At 38.4% G+C, this 17,103-nt stretch carries 20 protein-coding genes and 1 tRNA gene; 16 read left to right on the top strand and 5 right to left on the bottom strand.

What is annotated here, in order from left to right; all coding sequences use genetic code 11:
* Positions 1 to 54 precede the first annotated feature (54 nt).
* Positions 55 to 177 carry a hypothetical protein gene (locus MMH89_RS02710; RefSeq protein ID WP_258567916.1) on the top strand — a complete coding sequence of 41 codons (123 nt, stop codon included), beginning with the start codon at positions 55 to 57 and terminating at the stop codon, positions 175 to 177.
* A gap of 13 nt (positions 178 to 190) precedes the next feature.
* On the opposite strand, the gene MMH89_RS02705 is transcribed toward MMH89_RS02710, so the two are convergent.
* Together MMH89_RS02705 and rsmI are read right to left on the bottom strand one after the other, a co-directional pair.
* Positions 191 to 2,206 (bottom strand): lipase family protein, encoded by a 2,016-nt coding sequence (locus MMH89_RS02705; protein ID WP_258567915.1) that lies wholly within the window; start codon positions 2,204 to 2,206, stop codon positions 191 to 193.
* Positions 2,207 to 2,265: 59 nt separating this feature from the next.
* A complete protein-coding gene (gene rsmI / locus MMH89_RS02700; RefSeq protein ID WP_258567914.1) occupies positions 2,266 to 3,069 on the bottom strand; it encodes a 16S rRNA (cytidine(1402)-2'-O)-methyltransferase in 804 nt (267 codons plus the stop codon).
* A 259-nt stretch (positions 3,070 to 3,328) separates the two neighbouring features.
* Between rsmI and MMH89_RS02695 the strand changes: the two genes are divergently transcribed.
* From MMH89_RS02695 to MMH89_RS02685, 3 genes are all read left to right on the top strand, one after another.
* A complete protein-coding gene (locus tag MMH89_RS02695) occupies positions 3,329 to 3,682 on the top strand; it encodes a leucine-rich repeat domain-containing protein (protein ID WP_258567913.1) in 354 nt (117 codons plus the stop codon).
* On the top strand, positions 3,655 to 4,443 hold the full coding sequence (locus tag MMH89_RS02690; protein WP_258567912.1) for a leucine-rich repeat domain-containing protein: 789 nt from the start codon (positions 3,655 to 3,657) through the stop codon (positions 4,441 to 4,443). The genes MMH89_RS02695 and MMH89_RS02690 overlap by 28 nt, the downstream gene beginning before the upstream one ends.
* 320 nt (positions 4,444 to 4,763) lie before the next feature.
* Positions 4,764 to 5,624 carry a leucine-rich repeat domain-containing protein gene (locus MMH89_RS02685; RefSeq protein WP_258567911.1) on the top strand — a complete coding sequence of 287 codons (861 nt, stop codon included), beginning with the start codon at positions 4,764 to 4,766 and terminating at the stop codon, positions 5,622 to 5,624.
* A 74-nt stretch (positions 5,625 to 5,698) separates the two neighbouring features.
* Here MMH89_RS02685 and MMH89_RS02680 read toward each other — a convergent pair whose 3' ends face one another.
* Positions 5,699 to 6,436: a hypothetical protein gene (locus tag MMH89_RS02680; RefSeq protein ID WP_258567910.1), complete on the bottom strand. Its 738-nt coding sequence runs from the start codon at positions 6,434 to 6,436 to the stop codon at positions 5,699 to 5,701.
* A 335-nt stretch (positions 6,437 to 6,771) separates the two neighbouring features.
* Between MMH89_RS02680 and MMH89_RS02675 the strand changes: the two genes are divergently transcribed.
* The 3 genes from MMH89_RS02675 to MMH89_RS02665 all read left to right on the top strand — a co-directional run bounded on the left by MMH89_RS02675 (position 6,772) and on the right by MMH89_RS02665 (position 10,024).
* On the top strand, positions 6,772 to 7,473 hold the full coding sequence (locus MMH89_RS02675) for a leucine-rich repeat domain-containing protein (protein ID WP_425491972.1): 702 nt from the start codon (positions 6,772 to 6,774) through the stop codon (positions 7,471 to 7,473).
* A gap of 259 nt (positions 7,474 to 7,732) precedes the next feature.
* Entirely contained in the window at positions 7,733 to 8,371 is a 639-nt protein-coding gene (locus MMH89_RS02670; RefSeq protein ID WP_258567909.1) for a leucine-rich repeat domain-containing protein, read from the top strand.
* Positions 8,372 to 8,761: 390 nt separating this feature from the next.
* On the top strand, positions 8,762 to 10,024 hold the full coding sequence (locus tag MMH89_RS02665; RefSeq protein WP_258567908.1) for a leucine-rich repeat domain-containing protein: 1,263 nt from the start codon (positions 8,762 to 8,764) through the stop codon (positions 10,022 to 10,024).
* 35 nt (positions 10,025 to 10,059) lie between these two features.
* Here MMH89_RS02665 and MMH89_RS02660 read toward each other — a convergent pair whose 3' ends face one another.
* Together MMH89_RS02660 and MMH89_RS02655 are read right to left on the bottom strand one after the other, a co-directional pair.
* Positions 10,060 to 10,320 (bottom strand): NAD(P)-binding domain-containing protein, encoded by a 261-nt coding sequence (locus tag MMH89_RS02660; RefSeq protein ID WP_258567907.1) that lies wholly within the window; start codon positions 10,318 to 10,320, stop codon positions 10,060 to 10,062.
* Between the two features lie 203 nt (positions 10,321 to 10,523).
* A complete protein-coding gene (locus MMH89_RS02655; RefSeq protein ID WP_258567906.1) occupies positions 10,524 to 11,615 on the bottom strand; it encodes a S41 family peptidase in 1,092 nt (363 codons plus the stop codon).
* A gap of 299 nt (positions 11,616 to 11,914) precedes the next feature.
* Between MMH89_RS02655 and MMH89_RS02650 the strand changes: the two genes are divergently transcribed.
* From MMH89_RS02650 to rplT, 9 genes are all read left to right on the top strand, one after another.
* Positions 11,915 to 12,049, top strand: coding sequence for a leucine-rich repeat domain-containing protein (locus tag MMH89_RS02650; protein ID WP_258567905.1), 135 nt, complete (start codon positions 11,915 to 11,917; stop codon positions 12,047 to 12,049).
* Positions 12,036 to 12,833 carry a leucine-rich repeat domain-containing protein gene (locus tag MMH89_RS02645; protein ID WP_258567904.1) on the top strand — a complete coding sequence of 266 codons (798 nt, stop codon included), beginning with the start codon at positions 12,036 to 12,038 and terminating at the stop codon, positions 12,831 to 12,833. The genes MMH89_RS02650 and MMH89_RS02645 overlap by 14 nt, the downstream gene beginning before the upstream one ends.
* A gap of 132 nt (positions 12,834 to 12,965) precedes the next feature.
* Complete coding sequence (locus MMH89_RS02640; protein ID WP_258567903.1) at positions 12,966 to 13,238, top strand: leucine-rich repeat domain-containing protein; 273 nt, start codon at positions 12,966 to 12,968, stop codon at positions 13,236 to 13,238.
* Positions 13,239 to 13,271: 33 nt separating this feature from the next.
* The gene (locus tag MMH89_RS02635; RefSeq protein WP_258567902.1) at positions 13,272 to 13,691 is read left to right on the top strand and encodes a hypothetical protein; all 420 of its coding nucleotides are present in this window, start codon (positions 13,272 to 13,274) and stop codon (positions 13,689 to 13,691) included.
* Between the two features lie 190 nt (positions 13,692 to 13,881).
* Positions 13,882 to 13,956: transfer RNA gene (locus MMH89_RS02630), tRNA-Val, on the top strand.
* Between the two features lie 19 nt (positions 13,957 to 13,975).
* The gene (gene thrS, locus MMH89_RS02625; protein WP_258567901.1) at positions 13,976 to 15,835 is read left to right on the top strand and encodes a threonine--tRNA ligase; all 1,860 of its coding nucleotides are present in this window, start codon (positions 13,976 to 13,978) and stop codon (positions 15,833 to 15,835) included.
* The gene (gene infC, locus MMH89_RS02620) at positions 15,835 to 16,344 is read left to right on the top strand and encodes a translation initiation factor IF-3 (RefSeq protein ID WP_258567900.1); all 510 of its coding nucleotides are present in this window, start codon (positions 15,835 to 15,837) and stop codon (positions 16,342 to 16,344) included. The genes thrS and infC overlap by 1 nt, the downstream gene beginning before the upstream one ends.
* 153 nt (positions 16,345 to 16,497) lie before the next feature.
* Positions 16,498 to 16,725, top strand: a complete 228-nt coding sequence (gene rpmI, locus MMH89_RS02615) for a 50S ribosomal protein L35 (protein WP_258567899.1) — start codon at positions 16,498 to 16,500, stop codon at positions 16,723 to 16,725.
* A 12-nt stretch (positions 16,726 to 16,737) separates the two neighbouring features.
* Positions 16,738 to 17,103, top strand: coding sequence for a 50S ribosomal protein L20 (gene rplT / locus MMH89_RS02610; RefSeq protein WP_258567898.1), 366 nt, complete (start codon positions 16,738 to 16,740; stop codon positions 17,101 to 17,103).

Below are 17,103 nucleotides of genomic sequence, written 5' to 3'. Positions count from 1 at the left end.
CTTAATTAGTTGAAACTATTTTAACATCATTTTTCTGCATTGCAAGAAAAAGTTGTGTTAAATCATATTGTCATTACTAGCGATCAAATAAGACTTTTAGTGCATGATGCTTTAAAGTGTTTTGATCAACCTGTTATTAGCAAAAGCCAAGCAAGGCAGGAAGTAGCCTATGCTTAGCTTTAATAGGTGCTTATTTAGAAATGATTGGTGCAGGATCTTTTCTGCTAACTTTTTGATCTGTACTGTAAATCAGACCTTGTTTCTTACAGGTCGCAATTACTTGTGATTTTTTGTAATCTTTATAGCTTTGTATGCCTGTTTTCCCGCTTAGGAACTTAAATGTGAAGAACCCACGGAGTAGCTTCCAAGTTTGGGATAGTAGGTATTTAAGCCAAGTTTTAAACCCTTTAAACTTTGCTTTTATTTTTAATACCTCAGCATGATTTTTTGCTTTCATCGCTTTAACTGTATTTCTTGCTTTAAGCATTCTTCTAACTACTGACTGAATCTTGATAGCAGCGTCATTTTTTCGTTTAAATTGTTGCCCAGCCTCAAGGCCCTTTTCATTTAAAGCCTGAATTTTTGCATCCTCTGCCAATTTTTTCTTAGCTTCAACTACCTTTTTTGCGTTAAGCATTCTAACTACTGACTGAATCTTGATAGCAGCAGCTTTCTTTTTCTTATGAACTTTATATCCTCTATACGCTGACTGAATCTTTGTGGCAGCGTTATGTGAGGCCAGGGAAGCACCGGCTGGAGAGATAGATACGTAATGGCAAAAATCTTTTACTGCACCATAAGCATCCGCTGCATCATCAGTTAGACCTGATATAAACTTAGGGTCGAAACATTTGAATACTGCTCCAACTGGATCATTAGCTGTTTTTGCTGCAGTAGAACAAATGTTACTACACAGTCCCAATGCTGTAAACGCAGGTGCTGAATACTGGGATGGAATTTGTGCTATTTGGCCTGCTACTGGAAGTATTACCCAATTTTTTATTGAATGGACTGTTTTTCCAAAGATGGCTTCGGCACCGGTGTCTACTAATTTATGAAACTCATCTACGCCACTAGCTCCGTGAAATAGCTTAAACCCTCCGTCTTTCATATTGAACACAAATGGTTTATCAATTTTTTGCGTTATTGCTGTTTTAGCATGTGTGCTGGTTGGCACTATTCTACTGGCTAGTGTGCTAGGGCAATAGACTAGGTTGGTTGTAATTTTATCTCCGACTAGTGGGCTGTAAAGGCTAGTATCTTTGCATAGTGTATTGATAAAGTCGCCTTGTACACGCCACTCAAGGGAGTTTAGTATTACATTGACTTTTGCCTCAAGCTGTTCATTTATTCTGCTCACTAATAATTTAGATAGAGGAGCGCCTTGATAATGGTAGATATTAATCCGCTTGTTATCAAATTCAGGGTGTTCTAGCATTGCTGAAACCAATAACGTTCCAGTAGCGGACCCGAGGCTGTGCCCAACAATCTGTATGCTATCATAAGTTGATATATGTTCTGTTATAGCATTAATAGCGAAAGCATATAGAGTGTTTTCGAATAGAGAAAAAGCTGGCATTTTTGGGTCCAAATCCAAGACCATACTGATTCCATGATCTTCACCCTTAATGTCTGTTCCTACACAGTTAATGCATATCGTGTTACTGTCTCTTTTTTTAAATAAGTTGAATTTTATGCCTGCATCACTTAACTGTTCGAGCGCCTCTAGCACACCTGGTAACTCTACTGTGTCTAAATTATTCTCTCTCATAAAGGCTTGATATTTACGGGTGCGATCACTGACTACGGATCCTGCTTTTGGTGTGCTGGTGCTTATATTTAGTCTAAAAGGAGCAGCAACTTCTAATAGTTGGTCGGTAAGTAAAGCAGTGGTTTGTATCGCTATTTGCTGAGCTTGCTTGATCTGCTCAAGGGTAAAGTCACCAGATTCAGCAATTTGTTTAGCATCACTAGGCATTAAGTTATATAATAACGAGGCGAAGGTAGATTGGTCAGGAGATACTGCCAATGCATCTGGGTGCTCAGCAGCTACATCTACAAATGAGCTGGTAGAGTCCGTTAATGTAGTGCCTTCTGTTTTAGGTGCAGCTGGTGCGCCTCCGGTTGCAGTCTGATCTGGTGCACTATTTCTTTCTAGGAAGTAACGTATAGCTTTAAGGGTTTGTTCTTGTTGTACTTTAATCATAGTTAAATTTGTTTAAATAATGTTATTATTATATGATTTTTTAAGTTGTTTGTCAAGTATTAACTGTTTTCTTTAAGGTAGTTGTAGGTTGTATTTTTGGAAATTTTATAGATGTTTGCAGTAATGGACGCTGCTTCATTGATGCCTAGCCTTTTATTGAGAGCTGTTGCACATGGAACCCAATCTGGTTTGTTTTGAATAGGGGCTCCAATCAAGACATATTCACCCTTGAGAGTGCTTTGACTTAACTGTTGTAGTACTGATTCAGCAGTGCCTCTGTATACAGTCTCATGAATTTTAGAGATCTCTTTAACAATAGCAATTATATAATCATCACCTAATAAGTCACAGACATCTTTCGTCAGGTCTAATATTCTTCTGGGTGACTCAAAAGCAATCCATGTGCTACTGCCTTTGCTCAGGTTATTAAGAAAACTTTTTCTCGCTTCTCTTTTTGCGCTTAAAAATCCATAAAATGTGAATTGGTCAGAGGGTAGTCCACTTATGGAGAGTGCTGCTATTGCTGCACAAGGGCCCACAACTGTTTTAACGAGCCAGCCTTTTTCATGAAAGAGCTTAACGATTTGATATCCTGGGTCGGAGATACAAGGTGTGCCAGCATCTGAAATGAGAACAATGTGCGCTTCATGGCTTTTCTCTAAATAAGTATGCACGGTTTTTTCTGTTTTCGACCAGTATCTTTTTATAGGTGGTGTTTGAATACCTAAGTGGCTACACAAACGTTGTGTCGCAGAGATTGACTCAGCAAGTAGTAAATCAGCAGATTCCAGCGCCTGTTTCATTCTAGGCGTTATGTCATTTAAGTTGCCAATAGGTGTTGCTACAACAGTTAATGTTTTCATGAGTTTCTACGGTGTTAGTTTGTGTCTATTTACTTTAAAGCTTAATATATATTATTCAAACAATTTTTGGGTTTTTCATATTTAATTTTACAAAGTTAGCTGAGGATAGGTATACACTTACGGACGATGATAATTTAGACCATGTGAGTACGGTGCGCAAATATGAGATCGGCTTGTAAGATGGGCTAGGATATTTTATTTGACAATTAGTCTGATCTCGGTTAAGGCGTTGTTAATAAACAAATATTAGGGTTTGCCTGTGATTATAAAGTTAATATATGTTCTCAAAAAGTTTTTCAAAAGTCTATGGCTTAAAATTGCTTCACGCTTTAAAAAAAGGGTAAAGCCAAGTGGTGGTATAGAACAATCTGAGGTCCTTGCGAGTAAAAAGATCCCTATGGACACTGATAGATTTGGTAATGAATACGGCATCAAAGATAATAGTTTAGTAAAGTTTAAGCTGGCTGAGGGGCAAACACATGCAGTGATTCCAGAGGGTGTGACAAGTATTGAGTATGGTGTATTTAGCTTTTGCCATGGTCTAACCTCAGTAGTGATACCAGATACTGTGATAATTATTGATAAGTGGGCATTTCATACTGCACAGCTTTAACCTCAGTTGTGATTCCAGATGGTGTGACAAGTATTGCTCGAGGTACATTTTTGGACTGTTCTAGTTTAACCTCAGTTGTGATTCCAGATGGTGTGACAAGTATTAGTCAGGGTGCATTTTGGCGCTGCACAAGTTTAAGAGAAGTAACGCTTCCTAGTGGTTTGACAAGTATTGGTGCTTGTGCATTTTGGCGCTGCACAAGTTTAAGAGAAGTAACGCTTCCTAGTGGTTTGACAAGTATTGGTGCTTGTGCATTTAAGGGCTGCAGAGGTTTAGCAGATGCGGGAGCATCTGTGACAACAAAGGCTAGATTAACTTTAGAAGCTAGCTATCTAAGAGGTGAAGCGTTGATGGGTGCGTTAAAAGAAAAAGTTATTACAATGCGGGAGTTGCTTACACGTTCAGAGTTAAACATGGCAGTGATTGCAGAGCGTCTGTTAGTTGTTCGCCTAGTGAAGCCTTTTGATCATGTCCCCGCTGCAGGATTAATGTATATATCAGGATCGGTTATGATGGACTGTGTTAGAACATTTTTATTATGTATGAATAGACTATGTAAGGTATGGGATGCTTATGAATGGGATGCTTATGAGGAGGCTAAGCAGGATACAAGTAGCGTGGTTCCCCCGTTACCACCGGAATTATTCTTTATTGTATTTAACTTTACAGTATTAGGTAAGGGTCTCTACAGAGTTACGGCTGGTGATGATCTGGAAATTGAGAGTGAAGAGAGCTCCAATCAATATGAGATCGGCTTGTAAGATTCGCTAGGATGTTTTATTTGATTATTGGCCTTCATTACGATAAGTTGTTGTTAATTAATAAAGATTACGATCTATGATTGTAAAGTTAATGCATGCTCTTAAAAAGTTCTTCAAAAGTTTATGGCTTAAAGTTGCTTTACTCTTTAAAAAAGGGTAAAGCCAAGTAGTGATTGCTGTTAATGAGATATAAGCTTACTCTGCACAAATAAGAGGAAGTTGATTGTTTTAGGGGGTGCATTTATTATCTATACAATGCATGGGTGCTGTTAATATACCTTTAGTGTAAGGTTAAATAATATAAGTCAGGAGTGTGATGTTTGGGAAACATTAATAGTCAGGATCGTAAAGTTGGCTATTCATCTAGGTTTATAGCAAATAGCAGCAGTCAATCTATAGTTGTTAAAAATGATCTGAGGGTATTGCAGGATGGCGCACTTCGTGAATTAGGTTTTGTGTCAGTGCGTCTACCTAGAAGCTTAACTGTACTAGAGCCTCGAGTATTTTGGGAATGTAAGCGTCTTGAGTCTATATATATGCAACATATAGATTCAATGGGCGCGTGGTGTTTCCAAGGATGTAAGCAACTTGCCAATGTCTACTTGTCAGGCTCTCTGAAGTTGATTGCAGAGGGTGTTTTTTACGAATGTATTGCGCTTAAATTTATCTATCTTCCAGCAAGCGTTAGAAAAGTTGAATCGAATGCGTTTGCACATTGCTGCTCATTAGAAGAAATCTCGGTCCCGTATCATATCCAGTTGAGTGAAGGCGCTTTATGGCGTTGTACTGCAATACAATGCATTACTTTAACTGTAGAGCATGAATCTGAGGTTGAGCAGGTCAATGTGAGTGACTGGGTAAGGTTCCTGCCAAAAGTAAAAATGAGCATTGCTATGTATCAACATAAGGTGGCACGGATTATGATAAGTAAATATAAGTGTTTTCTTAATCAATATCCATCATTATGTAAAGCGCTGTGGTGTGCTTTATTATGCCAGTCAAGGTTGACTATCCAGCTTCCTCCAGAAATATGGGCCTATATTTGCGCACCTATTTTAACGGTTGAAACTAAACTCTATACAGTTAAGAGTACTCCTGGTAGAAATGCAGCTCATTACGAACCAGTGAAGGGAGGGCGCTCTATATCAATAAAGGAGGTGCATTTTCCTCATCTTACTTAGGTGCTAAGTGCATATTAGTAACAATGGACTAACTTGAGGTGTTATGAAGCATTTAATTAGTATATATTCACGCATTATGCGCTTTGAGTCTGTCTCTCAATTATCACAAGAGACTCTTTATAAGCGTCTTTAGAATGATGAATGAGACGGTTATGCTCATTGGGTAGCGCAAGTGCTGAGCAGTTTTCTTGACATGTTGTCTTGATTGTTTCGGTGATTTCGCATGCCAAAACAGTTTTAACCTCAACTGCAATCGTATGTAGTTCAGATTGACTGCCAACTTGCTTAATGAATACGGGTATATGATAAATAATACGCTCTAGTTTTAGATATCTAGTTTTAATTAATGTAATTGCTTCATGAGTCATTGCCTCAGCTTGCTCTTCCGGATTGAGTGGGAGCGTGCCATTAATCTGTCTTTTTCTAAGTGTTTCTGATAAATCGACAACAAATTCCGCAAAGTCATGAACGTCAATATTATTTTGAGATAAGAATGATAGGTCAATCCCATGTTTAATGAATATCTCTTGAATTTGCTTTTGAGTAGGCTCTGATTCTTTTTCAAATAAGCAAGCAAGGTCGTTTGTGACTCCTTGCAGATTTAGGATGAGTTTATGAGTTACTTGTCTTCGTTTTTTTGAAGATGCAAGCATAGTTGCTATACCAGCCAGCTGACTTTTTGCAAGGTGATAAAAACGCTTTACATTATTTTTCTGTTTCTGAAGGTTTAGTAAAAATTGAGTATAAGCTACTAATGACACATGGTGGTGTATTGCGTTCTTTAGTAATGTGTTTCTATCATAATCTTGCATGTTTTTTCTTACATATTAATTAAGGTTATTTTAATTCTTTTTTGCTCTAAAGTCAATGGTTTGTTTGTTTTTTATACTGTTTTTGGTAGATGATAAATATATTAATTAAGTAGCGGAAAATAATTATGAAAAAAACCAATACATAAAATAAGTCAATTACTCTCACGAATGCCTTCATGGATGGAAGGAAGTGGAATGCTGTTTGTACAGATCGATCTTCGTGGCATCTCTGGGACCCTACGAGATAAATTTGGTAGTGTTTATGAGATAATAAATAATATCTTGTTACAAGTCAGGACTGCGCAGGTTTAACATTCGTTACCATTCCAGATAGTGTGACGAGTATTGGTGGTTATGCATTTAGTAGCTGCTCAGGCTTAACATCAGTTACTATTCCAGATAGTGTGACGAGTATTGGTTATTGGGCATTCAAAGACTGCATAGCTTTAACCTCAGTTGTGATTCCAGATGGTGAGATAAGTATTGGTAGGGGAGTATTTAGTGGGTGCACAGGCTTAACATCCGTTACTATTCCAGATAGTGTGACAAGTATTGGTGACCGGGCATTTTGGGGTTGTACTAATATTAGAGCAATACAAATTCCTGCTGGATTTGATCTTGCCCAATTAATGTTGGCGTTACCAGAGCCTACTGAATTTACAGTAGAGCCCGTAGTTACACGAGAGCAGTTATGCTTTGATGTAGGTCACTCTCCTGAGAGCATTATGGGTAAGGGAGCTATGCAAAGAGGCTTTGCTAAACTATTATTTCTTTGTAGTGAGAGAATGGCTAGAATTAATAAGGCTGAAGATAGTACATTACTAGATAAACTTCCTATATTACCTCCTGAAATATGGTTTGAAATAATGAGTAGGGTCTATACTGAATATGTGTCTGAAGAAGTAAAACCTATTAGTTCTGATGCCTTGATGCTTACAGATGGTGAGAAAGGCAGGATTGAACAATATAAAGCATTTAAACAGTCGCATGAAACATTTAATAGCGAAGTAACACTAGTTAGCTTGGAAAAAGAATAAAGTTATAAGCAGTTGCTTGCACTGATTACTAGCGACGAGATACAAGTTGGCTCGGAACAAGTAAGAGGAGGTCTATCGTCTCAGTGAGAAGGCTTGGTATTTGTGCTCTTGTATATCAGTACATGATGGATGAAGAGGGCCTTACCCTAATGCGTAGTAAGGTTTAGATATAGCGTCTTTAATATATTTAAGGTGATATGGAGTCTTGATATCAATTATTGTAAGTGTTAACGTTGCCTGAGAAGAATCGAGAACATGCATGCCTCAATTTACAATAGAAGAAGGTCTTCTAACAAAATGTAAGTTAGCAGAAGGCGAAGCAAGCGTAGATATCCCAGATAGTGTGACGAGTATTGGTGAGGAGGCATTGGAGGGTTGCAGAGGTTTGGAATCATTGTGCATACCTGGATTTATTGCCTTATCCGCCTTACAAAAGTCTTTTTGGATTTGGGATTATGAGGATGAAGAATATGTAGCTCCAGAAGCATCAAAGATCTTGCCTAAGTCAGGGTTCCAACTTATAAGGGGAGCAGTTTCAATAGATCTAAGTAAAAAAGTTGCTCAAAGTGGCAATATTTATGCCAAACGTTTTTGTGCTCTTTTGCTTTTCATACAAAGAAGAATTGAAGTTATCACAGCCAGAAGCCAACAGCTTGTACCACATGATATGCCTGGGAATACTTTGCCACATCTGCCTCCTGAAATGTGGACTATAATCGCCTGCTTCTATTACCAGGAGTATTTTCCAAAGCGAGATATTACCACAACGCAGATAGGACTAGATGAAGACGTATTAATTGGTAGTTATGAGAATCAGGACGCGGCTGTTACTTCTTATAATACGGCTATGGATAAACTAAAGCAGGACTGGAGTACGCGAGTCTTGCACATGAAATAAATACAAACGGTATAACAATATGCATATAGAAGAAACCAATCACCAACCGATTCATTAAGAAGCTAATCAGAAGATTTTAAGCCGGTGTAGATGAAACAAAGAATTTATAGTGGGAGACACGTATAGGTAGATAGGAAAGGGAGAATTTATAAGAAATAATATGCTAGACTCAATAATCATGGTATATGGTTTAATAAGTACTGTTATGGTAATGCATCTAAAATCATTCCTGTTGCCATGAACTCGTACCTTTTTAAAGCCTTCAGCAGACCTTTCCTTGTTATAGTATCACTACAGATTGACACCGCTTAAATATTGAATGTGCGTGTTTTTGTTACTATTCCTTGTTTTATATGGTATAATAAGCCTATCATAAAATAGACAAGAATTATGGCTAAATTGCAAATAAACAATAATGTACTACTTAAATGTATTTTAAACCCTGGTGAAATAGCTGTCACTATTCCAAACAGTGTGACGAGTATTGGTGACTCTGCTTTTTATGGCTGCAGTGAATTAATTCAAGTTACGATCCCAAATAGTGTGACAAGTATTGGTGCTGATGCATTTTCTGTGTGCATAGGGTTAACATCCATTACGATCCCAAATAGTGTGACGAGTATTGGTAAGCAGGCATTTTCTTGTTGCCAAGGCTTAACATCCGTTACGATCCCAAATAGTGTGACAAGTATTGCTGATTTTGCATTTGCATACTGCCTAGGCTTAACTCAAGTTACGATCTCAAATAGTGTGACAAGTATTGGTTATGCGGCATTTTATAGCTTCTCTAGCTTAACTCAAGTTACGATCCCAAATAGTATGACGAGTATTGGTGACTCTGCTTTTTATGGCTGCAGTGAATTAATTCAAGTTACGATCCCAAATAGTGTGACGAGTATTGGTGCTGAGGCATTTGCTGACTGTACAGGGTTAACATCTGTTACGATCCCAAATAGTGTGACGAGTATTGGTGCTGAGGCATTTGCTGACTGTGCAGGGTTAACATCTGTTACGATCCCAAATAGTGTGACGAGTATTGGTGATGAAGCATTTAGGGGTTGTACTAATATTAGAGCAATACAAATTGCTGCTGGGCTTGATCTTGCTCGATTAAGGAGGGTATTACCAAGTGTTACWGAATTTCAARTTGAGCCAAGAGTTACACGAGAGGAGTTATACCTTGATATAGGATACTCTCCTAAAAGCATTAAGGGCAAAGGAACCATGCAATTTGCTAAACTATTGTTTCTTTGTGGCGAAAGGATAGCTAGAATTAATGGTGCTGAAGAAATATCCTCTCCTATGTCCACTAAAGGTCCGTGGGGCATGCAAAGAGTATTTGCTAAATTATTTGGTGTGAGATCAGTAGCTAAACTTCCTACATTACCTCCTGAGATATGGCTTGAAATAATGAGTTGGGTCTATATTGAACCTGTGCCTAAAAAAGTAAAACCTATTAGTTCTGATGCCTTGCTGCTTACAGATGATGAGAGAAAGAGGGTAGATCAATATAAACAGTCATTTAAAATGGTTGATAGCGAAGATGCACAAGTTATTGACTCAGTGATTATCATTGGTGCTATAGCAGTTGCTGTCTCTGCTCTTGCATATCCGTACATGAGGGACGAAGAGGGTTTTAACCCTAAAGTGTAATAAAGTTTGGATATAGCATTTTGAGGAGGAATTGACTATATGTAATTGTATTGGGCAAAATTTAAAAAACGGAGAAAAATAATGGCTCTGCCTTCTTCAAATATGTGCCATAGCTGATCGATAGTTTCGGGCAACATAGTCTCGGTGCTCACATAGTAAGTCTCATCTGGTAGATGACGAAGCAGCCCTTGTTCGCCTGCCACCATTTCAAGAACCGAAGCATCAAACAAGAATGAAATCACCAGATCTGCACTACTCACCGCTTCTTGGATTGAATCGGCGCATGCACCACCCATTCGGCCTAAACCAATTACTGTAACCTTTTTTTTATGCTCTATCCTCCCGTTCTTTGATTAACATTAAACCATTGGATTATGATGGTATCACTTAATTCTTAGGATAAGAACTGGTCAATGGTTTCAGGAGGTTGCCGAAAGACTGGTGCCTGCTCATTTAGATAGTGATGCTGATACAATGTTTTCCCAATCCAATCATTAGCCTACATATCCTGGGTCGCTTCTAAAACAAATACTTTAAGTGATTCTGTATTCTGAATATCATCATAAGCGATATCTGGTACATATGTTTCATTAGATAAACGCTTTCTGTAACTACGAACCTTTATTGGGATAACCAGTGAACCGCTACCGCTTGGAAGTGGGATGTGACGAATTTCTGTATATAGTGTGTCAGCACTGGTTTCTTTACCCAATAATACAATGTTTTGAGTCATTAATTTCAGTTCATCAATAAATATTAATGCTGAGCTTCCATTAGCGCTATCTGTAATTACAGTGAATTTAGTGTCTTGGCTTGTATTCACAATCAGTTTCTCTTCACAAACCTGTGTTGGATATTCTATATAGTATTCCTCACCGTTAGCTAAACTATTCTCAAGGCCACTTTTAATTTCTTCCAGATTCTTCAGCTGTAAAGAGTCTAAATTAAAAGTAGCTAGCAATCCTTTATATGCATCCAATATGTGGTTCACATTACCTTGGCTAGCTCTCCATGCTATATGGCCCTTTTTTCGCTCATGACATAATTTTTGAACAGCATGCTTTTTACCAAAAAATACCTGCATAATTTCTTCGCCTAACAATGAATTTCCTCCTCCATTGCCCCTAATGTCAAAAATAATATGCCTTTGAGGTGGTAATTGTTCAGCCTTCTCGATCAATGTCCTAAACTGCTCTCTTTGATCTTTGCTCAAAACAAAGGTGGGCAATGTGATCCATACGGTATCTTTTGCAATGCTTGTTAACTCAAGGCGTTGAGCATGATTATTGCTTCGACACCTTCCTTGCTTATGATGCCAGCTGACCCTAAGGTGCGCATCATCAAAGCTGTCTATAAACTCCTCAAGTATGTTCTCCGCCTCGTCAGATGTTGTAACCCTTTGCAATTTATCCTTTGCGGATGCATAGGACGCATCTAAACTCTGATTAAACAAAGGATCTCGCTCATTGTACACACCAGGATGATTATCTAATATTTCTTGATAGGCAAAGTCAATATCTTCAATATATTGTGGTGCACAATGCCCTAAAATACATAAGCCTAATACCAAGACTTTATCCATATGCTTCATTTTTTTCTCTAGTAATGTCATCTGAATCTTCAGTAATGTTCTATATATTATACAGTTACTAGGGGTGGAGGGCAATGCTTGTATTTGCTTTGGTTTATCATTTAGTTATTAAGATGATGAACATCCAGAGTACAGTAGCAGGATTGTGGCACAGCTTAGCCGAAAACATCAGCCTTTGATACAGAATACATTGAATCATCATCAATAAAAATATCTGCAGGATTGTTTTTTAGGCTATAACTTAAAGATATCTGGATTAAAGGAGATAATCATGGTAGAAAAAACAAGAAGAGAGGAAGATGATAAATCAGAACAGTATTTTATTGTACAAACGTATCTGGGTGATAAATAGTGTGACGAGTATTGATGCTTGGGCATTTAGGGGGTGCGCTGGCTTAACATCAGTTGCGATCCCAGATAGTGTCGCGTATTGATGCTTGGGCATTTGAGGGTTGTACAAGCTTAACTCAAGTTACTATTCCAAATAGTGTGAGGGGTATTGGTGATGATGCATTTAAGGACTGCTCAGGCTTAACATCTATTATTATTCCAGAAAGTGTGACGAGTATTGGTGGTATGGCATTTGAGTACTGTACAGGTTTAACCTCAGTTACTATCCCAGAGAGTGTGACGAGTATTGGTTGTTGGGCATTTCATGGCTGCTCAGGTTTAACATTCGTTACCATTCCAGATAGTGTGACAAGTATTGGTTATGCGGCATTTTATGTCTGTACAAGCTTAAATGATCTATCAATATCTGTGCCAACTAAAACATTGGCTAGGCGCGCCAATAAAGCGTATTTAGCACCTAGTGAGATTATCTCTCATAAAGGCCTTGTGCTCGGTTATCTGAAAGAGCTAGAAGCTTATAAGGTAATGGGTGGTAGCTTACAAAATATGTTCTTAATTGCCAAACATAAGAGAGCAAAAAGCGTAATTAGTGCTGATAATTTTCGCTATGTTGGATTAACGAAAGAACATGTTCATACATTTTTGCTTTGTATGGAGAGGCTGAGAATAGACTATTATGATGAAGCACCAAAGAACCATCCGATTCCAGCAGAAGTAGACATGGTCCCGCCTATTGAAGCATCGGATCTGCTTTGTAATATATTTGATTTTAGAGTATATGAAAATCAGTGTTATGCCGTTGATGTAGGGCAAAAATTTCTAGCACAAGGCGTTAAGGAAAAAACTATGCATACTATTCAGTTATAGTTTAGTTTTTTGATGATTGGTGTCCGTATTATATATCGATTGGGTTTGATATAGGGCACTTTTCTGAACTCCTTACAGCTAATAAAAAGGGCACTTTTCTGAACTCCTTGCAGCTAATAGAATAATTGCTTAATGAAATTTATATTAGCTAAAGACCAAACACAAGCAGAGATACCTCAAAGTATGACGCCTATTGGTGATAGTGCATTCGAAGACTGCACAGGTTTAACCTCACTTGTGATTCCAGATAGTGTGACACGTATTGGTAAGCAGGCGTTTTGGGGCTGCACAAGTTTAATCAAAGTTGTAATTCCAAGTAGTGTGACATGTATTAACGAGGATGCATTTCTTCATACTGGTTTAAGTAATGTGAAGCCGCAAACGTCGATTACAATAAAGGGTTGATTGACTACAGAAGTCTGCTCTTTAGGAGATGAAGTGATCAAGGATAAATTAAAAGGAAAAATTACTAAAATGCGGCTTTTGCTTTTAAACTCTGGCTTAAGTATTGAAAAAATTACTAAGCATTTATTAGCTAAGTTCCCAATTAAGATTCTAATACCTGTCCCAGATACAGGGTTAATGAATGTGTCCAGATTGGCTATGATTGAGCGAGTTAGGATATTTTTATTGTGTTGTGAAAGAATAGCTCAACTTTGGGATAAACACAGTCAAGATGAAGGTGAGAATGCTATGTTTGTGAATACTCCTTCTTTACCCGCAATTCATGCAGAGTATTTAGTATTTTACATATTTAATTTTACAGAGTTATGTGAGGATAGATATAGCGTTACTGCTGGTGATGATCTGGTCTTTGATAGTAGAGAGTGCTCTAATGAATATAGGATTGGGTTGTAAGCGGGGTCGGGTGCTTCTTTTGCTGTTCTGAATGATTCAATCGTGTCTGTATACGAATTTTAAGATGCTAGGAGTGCAAGCTTTAGGTGTTATTTAAATTGATGGGATATAGACTTTATTGCTATCATATTTTAATGTATGGTTGCCATCCTAAAATAATGGTGATAACATTGATCTTGAATTATATTTTAGACGCGTAGCTCAGTGGTAGAGCACCACCTTGACATGGTGGTGGTCGGTGGTTCGATCCCACTCGCGTCTACCAGTTAATTAACCAGGTTTATATGAAGACAGCATTTGAGTATTTACAGCAAGCAGATAAGAAGACTGCGAAGAAAGCAGTCGTAGCAAAGTTAGAGGGTGAACTCATTGATTTATCAAGAGAGGTTGCTGGCGCTGAGGGGCTAGAGCCAATTATGGCTGATAGCCCGGAGGGTGTTGGGGTCATTAGACATTCAACTGCACACTTGTTAGCTATGGCCGTGAAAGAATTGTATGCAAATGTTCAAGTGACTATCGGCCCAGTGATTGAAGAGGGTTTTTATTACGATTTTGCATTTTCAGATGATACAAAGTTAACACCTGAAGACTTTCAAAAGATTGAAAAGCAAATGCAACGCATCGTAAAAAAGAATCTCTCTGTTGAGCGATCAGTTTTGACTAAAAGTGAAGCGGTAAAATATTTCCAATCGATAGGTGAAGATTACAAGGTTCAAATAATTAATGACCTTCCAGAAGGTGAGACGTTGACACTGTATGGTCAAGGTGACTTCAAAGATTTATGTCGAGGCCCTCACGTGCGCGCTACTGCTCAGCTGGGTGCATTTAAGCTTACAAAGGTAGCAGGTGCTTATTGGCGAGGGGATTCAAATAACCCTATGTTACAGCGTGTATACGGCACAGCCTGGCCAGATCAAGAATCTCTTAGTAAACACTTAGAGCAGCTTAAAGAGCGTGAGAAGAGAAATCATAAGCGAATTGCAGCGCAAGCAGATTTGTTTCATTTTCAGCCTGAGGCGCCAGGTATGGTATTTTGGCATCCCAAGGGTTGGTTTGCATATCAGCAAATAATATCTTTTATTAGAGATTACTATAAAAAACGAGGCTACCAAGAGGTTAATACGCCTATGGTGTTGGATCGCTCTTTGTGGGAAGCATCAGGGCACTGGGATAAATTCCAGGATAATATGTTTGAGATTGAGTCTGATAAAAGGCAGTATGCGGTAAAGCCGATGAATTGCCCGGGACACGTTCAGGTGTTTAATGATAAACTTCGTAGTTATCGTGACTTGCCATTAAGGCTTGCTGAGTTTGGTACTTGTCATCGAAATGAACCTTCTGGTACACTTCAGGGGTTAATGCGTTTGAGAGCATTTGTCCAAGATGATGGACATGTTTTTTGCTCAGAAGATGATCTTGCATCTGAAGTGGGTCAGTTTGTTAGTGATGCGCTAGAGATTTATAAGCGATTCGGATTTGATGATGTATCGATCAAGTTCTCAACTCGTCCAGATGAGCGTGTAGGGGATGATAAGACATGGGATCACTCTGAATCAGTGCTTGAGACAATACTTAATGATCTAGATATCGATTGGACACTGTCTCCAGGCGAAGGTGCCTTTTACGGACCTAAATTAGAGTTAAACTTAAAAGACTCTTTAGGAAGGGTTTGGCAGTGTGGTACAGTCCAGTTAGATTTTTCTATGCCTGAGCGGCTGGGTGCAAGCTATATAAACAGTAGTGGTGAAAAGTGTATTCCTGTTATGGTTCATAGAGCGATGCTGGGTTCATTAGAACGCTTTATGGGTATCTTAATTGAGAACACAGCAGGTTGGCTACCTATTTGGATGCAGCCTGTACAGGTGCTTGTTTTAGGTATTAGTGATAAGCACTCAGATTGTGTTGATGAATTAGTTCAAAGGATGTCTGCCGGAGGTATACGTGCTGAAACAGATAGACGTGCAGAAAAAATCAACCTAAAGATCAGAGAGCATACGCTTGCAAGAGTTCCAATTTTTGCGGTAGTAGGGGATCAGGAAGTCGAAAATAAAACAGTTTCCATTCGCTTAGGTGAAGGTAAACGATTGGGCGCAATGACAGTGGAAGAGCTTGTTGCGTACGTAAAGAACTTAGAGGAGCAATAATGGCAGCGCCTAAATTTAGAGTCGATCGACAGATCAAAGCAAAAACAGTACGGTATATCGATGAAAAAGGTGTGCAGCAGGGTATCAAATCATTTGATGATGCGCTCAGATCTGCAAATGGTGCAGGGTTGTCACTCGTAGAAGTAGACCCAGGCGGTAGTCCGCCGGTCTGTAAAGCGCTAGATTATAATCGCTTCCAGTTTGAAAAGCGTAAAAAGAAATCAGCGTCTACAGCGGTTGTTAAAAAAGATAAAGAAGTGAAAATGGCGACCACTACTGGGGATAATGACTATCAGATAAAGATTAAGAAGGTTATAAAGCTCATAGATAGTGGACATAGAGTGAAAGTATCTATACGCTTTCGCTTTAGACGTGATCAAGAGACTATGGGTGTGAGGCCTGAGATTGTTGATCGTGTGATTAATGACTTGGAAGAGTATGCTAAGCTTGAAGCAGAGCCTAAAGCAGATATGCGTCAAGCTATTATGTACTTTTTGAAGAAAAAGTAGATAGGCTGTTTTAAGTATCCAATTCATAACATAATCAATTTTATGAAAGACAGGTCTATTTTGAGTTGATAATTGACCGTGTAATGAAATAAGTTCTTGACAACAGTGGGATAAAATCATAAATTGGTATCAAATTTATCAGGTTATTTACTTATGGCTAAAAAAGCAAAGACAAATAGAGGAGCAGCTAAGCGCTTTAAGGCGAACTCAGCTGGAACATTGATCAAGCGACGCAGATCAAACAGAAGTCATATCCTGTCCAAGCGTGCTAGTAATCAAAAACGTCGTTTAAGAACAACAAACCTAGTGGTGAATGCAGCTAAGGTTTTTGGAGTGTTTAAGCTATTACGTAAAAAGATCGTATCTGCTAAATCAAGATAAAGAGAGGAAATTATGTCACGCGTAAAAAGAGGTGTAACAGCAAATCACCGTCATAAGAAAGTTATTAAAAAGGCTAAAGGTTATTACGGCGCTCGGAGTCGAGTCTATCGTGTTGCTAAACAAGCAGTTATTAAAGCTGGTCAGTATGCATATAGAGATAGACGTAACCGTAAGCGTGATATGAGAAGCTTATGGATTGTTCGTATCAATGCAGCGTGTCGTCAGTTTGGTGTAAGCTACAGCAAATTCATGCATGGTATGAAATTAGCTGGAATCGAATTAGATAGAAAAGTGCTAAGTGATATGGCTGTATATGACCCAATTGCGTTTGAGGCAATAATTGAAAAAGTTAAGAGTGTTCTAACTAAACAATCCTAA

It is taken from the genome of Candidatus Comchoanobacter bicostacola, assembly GCF_024172705.1.
Classification (GTDB): domain Bacteria; phylum Pseudomonadota; class Gammaproteobacteria; order Comchoanobacterales; family Comchoanobacteraceae; genus Comchoanobacter; species Comchoanobacter bicostacola.
The sequence above is the reverse complement of the archived record's forward strand: the minus strand, read 5'-3'. Positions and strand labels throughout refer to the sequence as shown.

Coding starts and splice junctions, on each gene's coding strand:
- MMH89_RS02655 (WP_258567906.1), bottom strand. CDS start 11,615: ATGAAGCATATGGATAAAGTCTTGGTATTAGGCTTATGTATTTTAGGG.
- rsmI (WP_258567914.1), bottom strand. CDS start 3,069: ATGAAAACATTAACTGTTGTAGCAACACCTATTGGCAACTTAAATGAC.
- MMH89_RS02680 (WP_258567910.1), bottom strand. CDS start 6,436: ATGCAAGATTATGATAGAAACACATTACTAAAGAACGCAATACACCAC.
- MMH89_RS02640 (WP_258567903.1), top strand. CDS start 12,966: ATGAAATTTATATTAGCTAAAGACCAAACACAAGCAGAGATACCTCAA.
- MMH89_RS02650 (WP_258567905.1), top strand. CDS start 11,915: ATGATAAATCAGAACAGTATTTTATTGTACAAACGTATCTGGGTGATA.
- rplT (WP_258567898.1), top strand. CDS start 16,738: ATGTCACGCGTAAAAAGAGGTGTAACAGCAAATCACCGTCATAAGAAA.
- MMH89_RS02705 (WP_258567915.1), bottom strand. CDS start 2,206: ATGATTAAAGTACAACAAGAACAAACCCTTAAAGCTATACGTTACTTC.
- MMH89_RS02660 (WP_258567907.1), bottom strand. CDS start 10,320: ATGGGTGGTGCATGCGCCGATTCAATCCAAGAAGCGGTGAGTAGTGCA.
- MMH89_RS02670 (WP_258567909.1), top strand. CDS start 7,733: ATGCCTCAATTTACAATAGAAGAAGGTCTTCTAACAAAATGTAAGTTA.
- rpmI (WP_258567899.1), top strand. CDS start 16,498: ATGGCTAAAAAAGCAAAGACAAATAGAGGAGCAGCTAAGCGCTTTAAG.
- infC (WP_258567900.1), top strand. CDS start 15,835: ATGGCAGCGCCTAAATTTAGAGTCGATCGACAGATCAAAGCAAAAACA.
- thrS (WP_258567901.1), top strand. CDS start 13,976: ATGAAGACAGCATTTGAGTATTTACAGCAAGCAGATAAGAAGACTGCG.